The sequence below is a fragment of the Paraglaciecola sp. 20A4 genome, assembly GCF_011378905.1.
Taxonomy (GTDB): Bacteria; Pseudomonadota; Gammaproteobacteria; order Enterobacterales; family Alteromonadaceae; genus Paraglaciecola.
Window position 1 is genome coordinate 29,437 of the sequence record NZ_WTPY01000015.1, and the last position, 13,279, is coordinate 42,715.

A 13,279-nucleotide genomic window follows, 5' to 3' on the forward strand; every position below is an offset into this window, starting at 1 on the left:
GTTCAATTGGATCGATGTTATCTAATATAGGGGGCGCTGCGAATACCGTAAGAAATAACATTGCCGCTTTGTTAAGTGCAACAGGTATCCAATCCATGATGTGTACATAAACGGCAAGAGTTACGATTAAAAGAGACACGATCAGCCCTGTTGTTCCCAGTTCCTCCGGCAAATACTTAATCTGTAAAGCCAATAAAAGCCCAGTAAATGCCCCAACCAGTGTCGGCAACCAACGATCAAAATTTGCTTCTTCTACGCCAGCCCAAAACCAGAGAAACAATAAACTGGCAAAAAATGAGGTAATATTTAACGCTAAGCTGCCAAGTAAAATCCATGTAATAATCCCCACAGTAACTACTGCGGTGACGATCATTCCTTCAACGGCAGTTGGTTTTTTTTCTTGCTGTTCTTTTTTCATTAGATAATTCCTATTTGATTGCTCTGATAAGGATAGTTGTTACCGAAACTCCATGAGCTGCGTATTCTTGAGGTTTTAATGCTTCGGGTAAGTCTGAGATGCCAAAAGAGAAAAGTGTCAAATATGTTAAGTGCCATTAGCCAATGAATAAACTTATCAAATTTGCCGTATTCAGTCTTATCGGTCATCTGATTTTTCTCGTATATGGGGAGTTATTGATAACGCAACAAAGGAGGAACTTAATATGCTTGTCGCGCTAACTTTGGTGCAGAGTCTTAAATGTTTGCTAGGCAAAACTCATGAACAGCAGCCGAGTACTCTTGCGTGTTGAACATCATCAGTTGATGCGTAGCATCCTCAAACATTTTAAGGGTAACAGGGCCACCAATTTCACTTACGATAAGTTCGAGACCACCGGGAGGGATATTAGGATCTTTAGTCCCGGCCGTATATAAAATAGGTTTAACATTTTCACTGAGAAGTTGTGGTGGCACGTAGTTCAGAAATGAAGCCCAAGAGGCAAGATCGTAGGACCAAGTATTCAATGGATCCTGCTTTTTGGCTTCAGCTGCGCCCAAAAATCCATAGTCTTTGTCAAAATCAAAGAACAGGGCAAGGTCTAGTCGAGCGCCACGACCGAGTTCGGTTAAAAGTAGTTTTACTGGTTCACTTCTCCAATGTGCTGACATCTTTTTAACGGTCGGGCTTCCTGGGACTGCAAGCGATCCCATGCAGATTACACCAGAAATTGCTGGGCAATCCACCGATGAAATAGCGGCTGCAACACCTAAACTAGAACCCAAAGCAAAAACAGGTTTGTTCGTTGTAGTAGTAATGTGCTCAGCGAAATCACGGGTAGCCTGTGCCCACTCATCCATGGTGAAAGTTCCACGAGGTCGACCTCTATTTGAAAGACCGTGACCAGGGGCATCATAACTCCAGATATCTGCACCATGAGCAGCATGGTGCTCGCAAAAAGCGCTATAGATACCGCCATGTCCACCAAGGCCGTGGGATATTACCAAAGCATATTTTTGTTCTATTGTTTCGTCATAGTATCGGTACGCATGTATGTCATTGAGAGTATGGGATTCAATTTTCATTGATATTTCCTTTAAAATTGGATTGCTTTAATTATCAGTCTAAAAACGAACAACACTGCCAGACTGAGTTAATGTGAATTTAATTGTATGTGTTAGTTTTTGATTGGAGGTTTATTGTCAGTCATCGATGCAGTAATTGCTTCGTCAGGTGCTGCCAGCATCGCTTTATATTGCTCAAGGGGATAGGCAAGATGAGGCTTAGATTCGTCATATTCGGGCTGAGGTACACTTTGGGCGGGCGTCTCAAAGACCGCTGGGTTTTGATAGCGAGCCAGTTCTTCTTCAGATATACCGGCAAGTTTTACAACTTCCGGATCTATCCATGTGCCGTTCAAATCCAGCGGGTTTTCCGCTTGGTCGGTAGTCGCCACTTCAAGCACTAGATTTTCAGGGCCTGCAAAGTAGATAGATGAACAAAGGCCGTGATGAATAGGGCCAATAACAGGCACCCCACGCGAGCGAATTCGATCGCGCATTGCCAGCATTTCTTGCTGAGTATCCACGCTCAACGCTAAGTGTTGCAGGGTACCCGGGGCAGATGTACCTGCACCATGGCCTGGGTTCGTATATCCAATCTTGGTCTCTAACTCAGCATTTCCCGGTAAAAATACAAATGCAACTGCAGAGTCACCGAGGCGCATAAAACCGTGCCAGGCGCCCTCAGCACCATGCATCCAATATAAGGCGATGAGTTCCATGCCCAGTACATCGCTAAAAAATTCGATTTGTTTTTTTATGTCGCTGGTTGATATGGCAATGTGATGAAGTGCGTTTGGCCTGATCATGATCTTATTATCCGATGTTATTATTTTGTTAATGCATTTAGGTTTCTTTATTGTAATACAATAATACATTAATTCAATGGGCTGAAAACGAATATTAGCAATCAAACTTAGATCAGGAATTAATGACAATGGTAGTGACATCGCCATCACCCTCTAATTAATTTTGCCAGGTTCAATGTTTACGGATTTTTATTCCGTGATTTTCTGGATCGGCATTTTTACTATGCAGTTCAATATTTGTGTTTGATAGTGTTTCTTCCGCTCATTGAAAATATTCAGTACGTGCAGTGACGTAGGTACAAACGCGAAGAAGATACCCGGCCGCGGATTCCATTGAAAAATGGATCCACCAAACCCCATCCATAAATTTTTTCTCTATTATTCAAGAAACGATTATCTACGTTGCTCCCCAGATCACCTAATTATGGTGAGAATAAATCGAGGGACTCTGTGATAAGAATCCCATACTTGTCCACTAATTAATTTGTTGCTGCAGTGCAGGGTAGCGAGGTTGATCTATTGCTAGCTGTCCTGCCACTGTTTGACGTATGTGCTGTGCTAAACCAGGGGTATTTAATGGCATATTCGTTCGTAGACGATTGACCAGTTCCCAACGTAAATCATCCAGTTCACCTTGTTGCCCCAGTAGGTCTTGTAGCCGAGTATGTTCTTGAATCGCCAAGTCATTGCCACACTGAAATTCTCGCTGGGCTATCCCGAGCGAATTGGCCGCCACTTTGGCTAAAAAACTGCTGTGGGAGTCTAGCTGTTTTGCGACGTCTTCTTTAAGAAAAGATGCCACGCCCGCTAATAGCTCTGCAGGCATTGGCAATTGAGTTCCCTTTGAAATGGGTGTGGTAAAATCAGGTAGGGTAAAGTCACCTCGAATAATTAAATTGACGCAATCCATTTGTGCCTCAGTGGAACGCCTACCAATAACAGGGCGTTCTAAGCTCGGGGTTTCACCCGTGCGCCAAGCATTTGCCATTTGCAGTGTTGCCATTGCCCACCAGAATGAACCAAACACTTGCCAGTACTTAATCTCCTCTGGTGAAACTACTACTTCGCTAGTTTCATAATAACCGTCTAGTAGATCTTTGATCTCTCCGAAGCCACCTACGGGCAAAGCGTCTTTGCCAAACCGCCAAGAGTTGACACAAAGCCAACCTAAGTCTCGTATTGGGTCACCGATTTGGGCTAACTCCCAATCTAAAACCGCGTTGATGCCATCAGCTGTCACCATTAGATTGCCATTACGAAAATCACCGTGGACCAAGGTCGTTCGATATTCTGTGGGGGCATTATCGAGTAACCACCTATAGGTATAGTCGATCATTGGCACCGGTACATTGAGGTCGCGATAGGTTTCCCACGTTTCTTTCACCAAGGATACAGGGCTGATTTGTGGTAAATCGTTGGATAAACCCGCACTCTGCCAGTCCAATGCGTGGATCCGACCGAGGATTTGGCCGCACTCTTTAGCCAGATGCGGGCGAATTCCTTCAAGTTCTTTTGCGCGCACAATGCGTTGGCCTAACGTTTCTCCACTTATCCAATCCATGATAAAACCACTGCCTAAACCATCTTTAGGCTGCAGTACATAATGGACTTTTGGCCCCGGAATTCCTGCGCTCACTGCTAGTTGAAATAGGCGTGCCTCTGTGGCTAAACTGATGCTGCCTACAGTAGACTCAGCTTCGACAGTCGGTTGACTTCGTCGTAGAGCAAACTGTTGTTTACCTGAAGAATCTTCAATGGTGATACGATAAGTCTCTTGGCTGGCACCGGCAGTCAGTTGTTCACAAGACAATAAATTTTTAAAATCAGTTAGTTCTCTAGAGAGAACTTCCCCCAACGCGGTATTGAAGGTCTCAGACATTTTTATTCCTCTACTCCCTTAGGCTTTTTTTGACCCATAAAGCCGAAAAGGTAACCTGCGGCACGTCTTATTTGGATTTCATCAGCGCCTTCTGTAATGCGGTAACGACGGTGATGGCGATAGATATGTTCAAAAGGTTTGTAGCGAGAGTAGCCCATACCTCCATGAACTTGCATGGCGAAATCAGCGGCTTCACAGCACAGCCTGTTTGCTTGATAATTACACATAGACACTTTATCTGACACAGAAAACGCGCCATCACGATCCATTAACCAAGCGGTTTTATGGATCAGTGCGCGTAGCATTTCACAACGTGTATTTAGGTCTACCAGTGGAAACTGAATAGCTTGATTGACAGACAGGGGTTTGCCAAAAGGCTTTCTCTGGTTAGCATGTTCCACGGCTTCGTTTACACAATACTGGGCTGCACCTAAACTTGAAGCTGCTTGGCGAATACGGTTTTCGTTAAAAAAGTGCTGGATGACCATTAACCCTTTGCCTTCATCACCGAAAATTGCGCTGCTTGGCACTCGCACATCAGTAAAAGAGACGCGGGCGTGATCGGATGGCATGTTAAACGTCCAAAGGTATTCTTCAATTTTTAAGCCCTGCGTTTTCATCGGTACTAGAAAAGCAGTGATACCTAGTCCATCACCAGGCTTACCTGAAGTACGTGCCATCACCATATCGGCATCAGCAATATGAACGCCGGTATTCCATGTCTTTTCACCGTTGATAATCCAGTGGTCACCATCGCGTATTGCGTTGGTTTCCATATGGGTAGCGTCAGAGCCATGTTCAGGTTCAGTGATCCCAAACGCAAATCCTTGAGATGCGGTTTTCATTCCCTCTAGCCATTGGTCTTTTTGTTCTTCGGTGCCATATTTCAACATTAATAACAAACCAATATTATTGCCGATAACTGAGTGTTCATTCTGTAGATCATTATGCAAGCCAAGGCCTTTCCCGGCTAAATGCTCTCTGATGATAGCCATGCCTAGATTGCTGCCATTGCGGCCACCAAATTCCTCGGGGAAAGGGTAGTTAAAAATACCGGATTCTATGGCTAAGTCTTTGGCTTTTCGTAGCAGTAATTCCCATTCTTCATTGGGTAGTCCTTCGCGTTCCCAGTCTGTTCTAGCGTCTTCTCGGCGGTGATCAAAGAAGCGAATATTGTCATCTATTTTCTCGAGAGGTTTGATTTTGTCTTCGATAAATTGATCTACCTCAGACAGAAAGTCGATGATTTCTGATGGGATTTCAAAGTTCATTAGCTGTTCCTATTGTCTATGTTTTATATATTTGGCTAAGCTTTGAGAAAAAATATTAGCATGGTTTGTTTGTGATTATATTACGTAATACTAGGTATTCAGTTAATGTTAGCTCAACTGAATACAATTGATATTGGTAACCCCCTGAGCTTTATTTATACTCCGAGGGTTAAGTGATAAAATTAAAACCATTTGTATTCCGCTGTTAAGAATACCTGACGTGGTGCTTCCACATTAGACCAGTATGCTCCGTCATAAAAAGGAGTGGCTCCACCAAAGCTGACTGTTGTTTCATCAGTCAGATTTTTACCTAAGATAGACAGTTTCCAATTGTCACTTGTACCGTTTAAATTGATGCTGACATCAAGTTTTGCATAAGAATCCTGTTGAAGGTAGGGGTCATTTTGACCATCGAAGTAATACTCATCGCTGAACATGAGTTCACTGCGTAAATCGAGGCTCATATCATTGTCGAAATATAGGTGATAACTTGCGTAAATACTCCCAGACCACTCTGGGGCGAACGTCAGTTTGTTGCCTTTAGCATTTCTTGTCGATGTTACAGCATCGCAGTCTGCTTCTCGTGATGTGCCCGTTGAGCAACTAGCGCCAGGAAAGTTATCGTAGGTTGCATCGGTATAAGCGACAGCACCGCCAATCTCAAAATCACTTGTTACAGCGTAACGAAAGTCAGCTTCAAATCCTTGGGTGGTTGCCTCTGCAGCATTTTTAAAGAAAAAGCTGTTGGTGGTCGCATCGAGTGCAGATACCTGTAGATCATCGAAATTTGACTGATAGAGTGCGAAGTTGAAAAATAAGTTGTTATCAAAAAAAACGCCTTTGAGACCAGCTTCGTAACCTGTTGCTGTTTCAGTATCAAAGTGAAAATTTGTTGGACTATTAGAAGAAGAGTTAAACCCACCCGCTTTTGTTGCTTGAGTAGCTGAGGCATAGAGCATAACGTCGTTATTAACGTCCCACTGTACTGAGACACTTGGATCGACACCATTCTCTTCAATTTTACTTACCTCTAGATCGGCGGTAATGTAATCTTCGGCTCCGAAAATACCTGCAAGTACATTGTTAATATCGGGAAATATAGTTACATAACTAGATGCTTTAGAGGCGTTAACTTTTTTGGTCTCATTGGTGTAGCGAGCCCCAACATTAATACGAAAATCATCGCTAATATTCCAAGTTACCTGTGCAAAAGCAGATAATGATGTGGTGTTTTCATCAAAAAATTTAGTATTTTGACTATCAATTGCGCTGGCAAGAAAAGGTGGAAGAGCAAAAGTTGGCCCTAACCAAAGTCCACTGTTACTTAGATTGATTATGCCTCTGTCGTTAGACATTTTAATGTTTCGATCCATGTAGAATCCGCCCACAATATAATCAATGGTTTCACCTCCGAGTGACACAAAGCGAATTTCTTGGGTGAATTGGTCAAAAGTTTCGCCGCCATTTCCCTGTTCCCTGATAAAGGAAATCCAATCTGTTGGAGACATACTATTAGCATATATTTCTTCATGCTCGAACTCACTATAACCACTGATAGATGTTAGCGTGCCACCTGCTAGATCCCAGTCGACTTGAGCTGAATATGCAGAGTTTTCTACCGTTAGACCTTGATCTCGATTACCTGCCTCATATCCTCCCTCAGATGTCAGTCCAGTCAATGGGTTAAAAGTAGCAAGGTCAGGGTTGAGTTCGTTGATAAAACCGTTGGATATAATACCATTGCCAATAAAGTCGAAGTCTGGGTCTCTGGTAAGGAATGTGTCCATAATGGACACTCCGTCAGGAGTAGTAGCACCAGGCTGGATGGCTGATGGGCCGAAATGGACACCGCTGGTATCACGTTCACCGACTTCTGCTTTAACAAATACCGATACTGAATCGCTTGCTTCCCAAACTAAGCTAGCGCGAAGTACTGAAAATTCATCGTCGTTCTGATCTTTTTCGCCATTAAGGACGGTTGTACCGTTAGTAGCCAATCGCGTATTGGTATCGAGCCAGCCACCAGTAAATTTTTTCTGGGCTACAATTCTACCAAAAAGATTGTCTGTCAGTCCCCCAGAGAGCATTGTTTCCACATTGTAACTGCTATTTTCAAGTTCATAAGCGGTCTTAACAGATGCTTCAAAATCTTCTGTAGGTCTGCGGCTTGTAATAACAACGGCACCAGCGATACTATTTTTACCTTGAAGGACACCCTGTGGACCCTTGAGGATCTCAACACGTTGTATATCAGTAAATGGGGCATTAAACTGGTGTCCTCTACTCACATATATACCATCTACATAAATACCTACCGATTGTTCAGCGGCAGCGTTAGTTGAGCCGGTGCCTATACCGCGAATGCTAATGGAGCTTGGACCTGGGGCGGTGGAAAGATATACATTAGGTAACCTTTCAACAACCCCTTTAAAATCAAGAATATTTTGATCTTCTAGTGCATCCCCACTGACAACTTGTATTGATACAGGTACGTCACCCAATGATTGAATACGTTTATTTGCTGATACAGTAATTACTTCCAACCCAACTTCAGCACTCGCTGTTCCGGCGAGTGTTGTGAGTCCGATTACGGCGGCTATGGTCTTCATTTTAAAGTTTGTATGTTTCATATTGTGTGTCCTTCTGCTCTTAGTCTGAGAGAGTGATTTAGATTATTTACTTGTTTCGTTACTGTTTGATTTACATGTCTATTTCGTCTTGTAGTGTTAAAAAGTTACAACCAATTTTTTAGATCTACCTAAACTACTATTGAATGCTCGAGTGTTAGTAGGACTGCCGTCTAGCTTCGTTGGATAAGCAGAGTGTTGTGACTGTAGCTGCGGTGATATATCTGTGAACTCAAACATTATCTATTTCCACCGATTAGAACGCTGCAGTTAAGGCAGATGGCGAATCCAGCTAGCCGTATGTTTTTAATGTTTGATATATTGTATTACAATGATACATTTGTAGCAAGGTAGTAAATAACTGTCAACTCAAATGTTAAAATAATGATTTTCCATTAACTTAAATACGACATGGCGTAGAGGGGGGAGGGGCATAGAGTTAAGCTTTGTTGACGAGCTTATACTATGAGTATTGAAGATAATTAAGTGTTTATTATAAGACGAACATGTATCTAACACTTAGTAATGATGACGAAGCAAGGTCACTTGTATTGAAAGCTCTAATTGAACAGCAGTGGGTAAAAACCGAGTCTTATTTAGACTCGGTTTTGTTTGAACGATAAAATTAAAACCAGTTGTATTCAGCGGTCAAAAATATCTGGCGTGGCGCATCCACATTGGACCAGTATGCGCCAGTAACCAAAGGTGTAGCACCACCATAAGTGACGGTAGTTTCATCAGTCAGGTTTTTTGCTATAAGTGACACTTTCCAATCGCCATCTGCATTTGTTAGGCTTGCGCTGAGATCAAACTTGGTAAATGCCTCCTGAAGCATGTAGGTATCATTTTGACTGCCCCAGAAATAATCATCGCTATAGATTAAATCGCCGCGTAAGGCGAATGTCATTCCGTTGCTTAGATCTAATTGGTAGTCAGCATAAAGGTTAGCCGACCATTCAGGAGCAAATCTAAGTTTATCGCCTTTGGCATTTCTACTCGCTGTCGCATCGTCACAATCTGCTTCTTTTGAACTACCATTGGAACAACTCGCGCCAGGGAAATCACCGTAGGTAGCATCGAGATAGGCTAGCGCACCACCGATTTCAACATCATCTGTTAAGGCATAGCGAATGTCTGCTTCTAGACCCTGTGTGGTTGCTTCTGCAGCGTTTTTAAAGAAAAAAGAATTTGTGGTTGGGTCGAGTGCTGATACCTGTAAATCGTCGAATGTCGTGTTATAGAGTGACACATTGGCTGCTAGGCGGCCTTCTAAGAAATTGCCCTTAAGGCCCATTTCATAGCCGGTAGAGGTTTCGGGATCAAAGCTGGTAATTTCAGCGTAGCTGGCTGAGGAGTTAAAGCCACCTGCTTTTGTTGCTTTGGTGTAAGAAGTGTAAAGCATAATATCTTTAGTAACATCCCATTGTATTGATACACTTGGGTCTAGGCTGGTATCGCTAACCTCACTTCGAGGTAGCTCTTCGGTAGTAAAATAAGCAACTCCAAATGTAGCCAGTGCAAATGGGTTAAATATTGGGTTTTCTACCAAGAAGCCGGCGTCAATTAGGTCGTGATTGACTTTCTTCGTTTCATCAGTATAGCGGGCGCCAACATTAACACGAAAGTCGTCAGCTATATTCCAAGTACCCTGTGCAAAGATAGAATAGGATTCTGTGTTTTCTTTAAAAAATCGATTGTTAGCAGCATCAAAAAATGCGAAAACTGGATTCGCCGGTAAGCCACTATTGCTAAAGTTGATTATGGTGGTAGCCCCGTTCATTTCGATATTACGATCCATATAAAAGGCGCCCACAATGTAATCAAAGGTTTCACCACCAGGGGAAACAAGGCGGATCTCTTGGGTTAACTGGTCGAATTCTTCACCACCCATCCCCTTTGGATCGTTGTTGTAGAGCCAGTCTAAGGGCGCCATAGTAAGCGATGAATTCCTCGAATTATCAAACTCACTATAACCAGTAATGGCCGTCAATGTTCCAAGTTCGATTTCCCAGTCAATCTGGCCAGTAAATGAAGCGCTATCAATCGTTCGTACAAGCGCTTTGTTGCTAGCATCGTATTGATTGGTATCTGGGTTGTATTCGATGGCATAGCCATTGGATATAACACCGTTACTAATAGTATCGTAGTTGGGATCACTGCTCAGGTAGATTGGGAGTAGAGGAGCACCAGAGAAATTTGCAGTCGGTTGTAAGCTTGAAGGACCAAATGACATTCCTCTTACTTCTTTCTCTCCTAGTTCAACTTTGCCGAACAAAGATAATGTGTCGCTAGGCTCCCAGACTAGGCTTAGGCGAAAAGAGGAGAATTCACTTTCGTTTTGGTCTTCTTTTCCATTTAGCACCGTTACCCCGTTTGCTGCTGTTCGAGTATTAGTGTCGAGCCAACCACCGACAAAATTTTGCTGGACTACAACCCGAGCAAAAAAGTTATCTGCAATTGCCCCTGAGACTATGCCTTCAAGGTTATAACCTTCATTCTCAACTTCGTAACTTGTACGCACTGATGCCTCAAAATCGTCAGTAGGGCGAGTTGTTGTAATGACAATGGCACCCGCAACACTGTTTTTGCCTTGCAGTATGCCTTGCGGGCCTTTAAGTACTTCTACCCGTTCTACATCAGTAAAGGGGGCATTAAATTGGCTGCCTCGACTCACGTACATACCATCAACGTACAAGCCAACAGATTGTTCGGCTGCAGCGTTGTCATTTCCTGTGCCGACTCCGCGAATGTAGATTGAACTTTGTTGAGGAGCTGTTCCGAGATTAACATTTGGGAGTCTCTCAACAAGGCCTCCGAAATCTAAAATATTTTGATTTTCTAGCAAATCCCCAGAGACTACTTGCATTGAAACAGGTACGTCATCCAATGTTTGCATACGTTTTTGCGCAGTTACGGTGATCACTTCTAACTGTTGGGCACTTGCTGTCCCAGAGAGTGTTGCTATTCCTATTGCGACCGCAATAGCTTTCTTTTTATAGAATTTGTATTTCATATCGTTAGCCTTTTCCCTTTTGCATGAGCTAGTAATTTAGGTTAGTCGCTTGCTTCATTACTGTTTGATTTACATATTTATTTGGTTTTGTCGTACTAAAAGAGTCATCAGCCATTTTTTAGATCAACTCAAACTACTCTTGAATGCTCGAGTATTAATCGGACTAACTTCTAGCGTGGTTGGATAAGCGGAGTGTTTTAACTGTAATTGTTGTGATGTATCTGTGAACTTAAACATTATCTATCTCTACTGATTAGAAAGTTGCAGTCAAAGTAGGGGACGAATCCAGCTAGTTGTATGTTTTAAACACTTAAAGGTATTGTATTATAATGGTACATATCTAGCAATATAGTAAATATATGTCAACTTAATTGTTAAGAATAATCCTTTGTTATTAACTTAACTATGACAAGGTGTTTGGGGGGGTTGTGTAGAGCTAATCTTTGTTGACGAGCTTATGTCATGAGTGTTGAAGATAAATTCTAGTTCAAAATTATTTAATGTTATGCGGTCAGTAATCTCTATTAGCCTGGTCAAAATCAATTATGTTCAAGCACTCAAACATTTATTGCCAAAATTATTCGTTTGCTAATTATTATTAATGTATCTAAGTGTTATTGTATTACAATATTGGTTGTAATTAGTAAACTATAAAGTCCCAAAACTAAGTAACTAAGAGAGGTTTTAAGTGAGCAGCACAGAAAACGTGATTAAAGAAGGAGCCTTAACGGGTTTTGGTACCCCTAGGTACAGAAATTATGTATTAGGACTGCTTACGCTGGTATATATTTTGAACTTTGTTGATCGGACCATTATTGCAGTTGTTGCACAACCAATAATCAACTCGTTCAATCTTACTGATTCTGAATGGGGACTCCTCACAGGTCCCCCGTTTGCCATTTTTTATGCGTTTATGGGGCTACCCATTGCGCTCTGGGCTGATCGCTCGAACCGGGTCAAGCTTATTGCTCTGTGTATTGTAATCTGGTCTATTATGACCGTTCTATGCGGTTTCGCTGTCGGGTTCCTAACGTTACTGTTATTCAGAATTGGAGTAGCTATAGGGGAAGCGGGTTGTACTCCAGCTGCTACCTCAATTATAGGTGACTATTTTGTGGCACATAAACGAGCGAAGGCTTTAGCTACGTATTCAATGGGGGTGATGCTGGGTGGTGTTTTGGCCAACCTACTGGGTGGCCCGATTGCGCAAATGCAAGGTGCTGATGTTGGTTTGTGGATTTCAAATATGGGTCTTGGAGGCTTATTTTCAGCGGTAGATTGGGTAAATCTAGAGGGGTGGCGAGTCGCATTTTTTGTCATTGGTCTGCCGGGCGTTCTTGTCGCATTCATCTTACTATTGACAGTAAAAGAACCCCCGCGAGGTCATAGTGATCCATCAGAAGAAATGACGGAACAGCAGGCCCATTGGACAGACGTATTCCGGGAACTAAAAAAGAAACCATCGTTTTGGTGGGCCATTATCGGCGGTTCGCTGGTGGCTTTTGTAAGTTATGGTGTGATGGGCTTTCAAGCCCCTTTTTTAATGCGTGAACATGGGTTAGATGTAAGTGAAGCGGCACTTTATTTCGGTGCACCACTGGCTTGTTTCGCAGCGATAGGTACGTTTCTTGGAGGCTACATCACTGAGAAGTTAACTCCTCGAATTCCAAATGCTACAGCGTTGGTTCCGGCTGTGGGCCTACTTATAGCAGTACCGTTTTATATTGCTGCCTTTCATTTGGATGACCTGACAAGCATTTTTATCTGTTGGGGAATAGCGGTGCTTGTGCACTTCACCTATCTTAGCGCGGGATATACTATTGCCCAAGGTGTCGTTACTGCCAAGAATCGTGCAACCGCTATCGCTGTTGCACTTATTTTGTGGTCGTTGATAGGTAACGGAATTGGTCCATATTTTGTTGGTTTTGCTAGTGATTTTTCCATGAATTATCACTTGCTCAATAGTGAGTTTTCGGCGTATTTGACACCTAAAATATGTAAGGCAATGGATTCAAATTTGGCCGCAGAACAGATTGCTGTGTGTGCTGAGGCGAGTTCTTTGGGATTAAAACAAGCTATGAGTTTATCTGCGTGCTGGTTAATTCTCGCTGCTGGCTGTTATCTAATGGCGTCTCGCACGGTAAGACAAGACTTTGTTGCCAAATTATGAAAGTAAATAACCT

Annotated in this window: 8 protein-coding genes; 1 reads left to right on the top strand and 7 read right to left on the bottom strand. The window is 42.7% G+C overall.

Features of this window, described 5'->3' with window-relative positions; all coding sequences use genetic code 11:
* From GQS54_RS14125 to GQS54_RS14155, 7 genes are all read right to left on the bottom strand, one after another.
* Window positions 1–418: hypothetical protein (locus GQS54_RS14125; RefSeq protein ID WP_205967769.1), on the bottom strand; the 418-nt coding region annotated here is incomplete at its 3' end.
* Between the two features lie 275 nt (window positions 419–693).
* Window positions 694–1,521 carry an alpha/beta fold hydrolase gene (locus tag GQS54_RS14130; protein ID WP_166424626.1) on the bottom strand — a complete coding sequence of 276 codons (828 nt, stop codon included), beginning with the start codon at window positions 1,519–1,521 and terminating at the stop codon, window positions 694–696.
* A 92-nt stretch (window positions 1,522–1,613) separates the two neighbouring features.
* Window positions 1,614–2,306: a VOC family protein gene (locus GQS54_RS14135; protein ID WP_166424627.1), complete on the bottom strand. Its 693-nt coding sequence runs from the start codon at window positions 2,304–2,306 to the stop codon at window positions 1,614–1,616.
* 475 nt (window positions 2,307–2,781) lie between these two features.
* Complete coding sequence (locus GQS54_RS14140) at window positions 2,782–4,185, bottom strand: phosphotransferase family protein (RefSeq protein ID WP_166424628.1); 1,404 nt, start codon at window positions 4,183–4,185, stop codon at window positions 2,782–2,784.
* Between the two features lie 2 nt (window positions 4,186–4,187).
* A complete protein-coding gene (locus tag GQS54_RS14145; RefSeq protein ID WP_166424629.1) occupies window positions 4,188–5,456 on the bottom strand; it encodes an acyl-CoA dehydrogenase family protein in 1,269 nt (422 codons plus the stop codon).
* A gap of 182 nt (window positions 5,457–5,638) precedes the next feature.
* Window positions 5,639–8,086, bottom strand: coding sequence for a TonB-dependent receptor (locus GQS54_RS14150; RefSeq protein WP_166424630.1), 2,448 nt, complete (start codon window positions 8,084–8,086; stop codon window positions 5,639–5,641).
* A gap of 622 nt (window positions 8,087–8,708) precedes the next feature.
* A complete protein-coding gene (locus GQS54_RS14155) occupies window positions 8,709–11,096 on the bottom strand; it encodes a TonB-dependent receptor (RefSeq protein WP_166424631.1) in 2,388 nt (795 codons plus the stop codon).
* 688 nt (window positions 11,097–11,784) lie between these two features.
* On the opposite strand from GQS54_RS14155, the gene GQS54_RS14160 reads away from it, so the two are divergent.
* Window positions 11,785–13,266: an MFS transporter gene (locus GQS54_RS14160; RefSeq protein WP_166424632.1), complete on the top strand. Its 1,482-nt coding sequence runs from the start codon at window positions 11,785–11,787 to the stop codon at window positions 13,264–13,266.
* The last annotated feature ends 13 nt before the right edge of the window (window positions 13,267–13,279 follow it).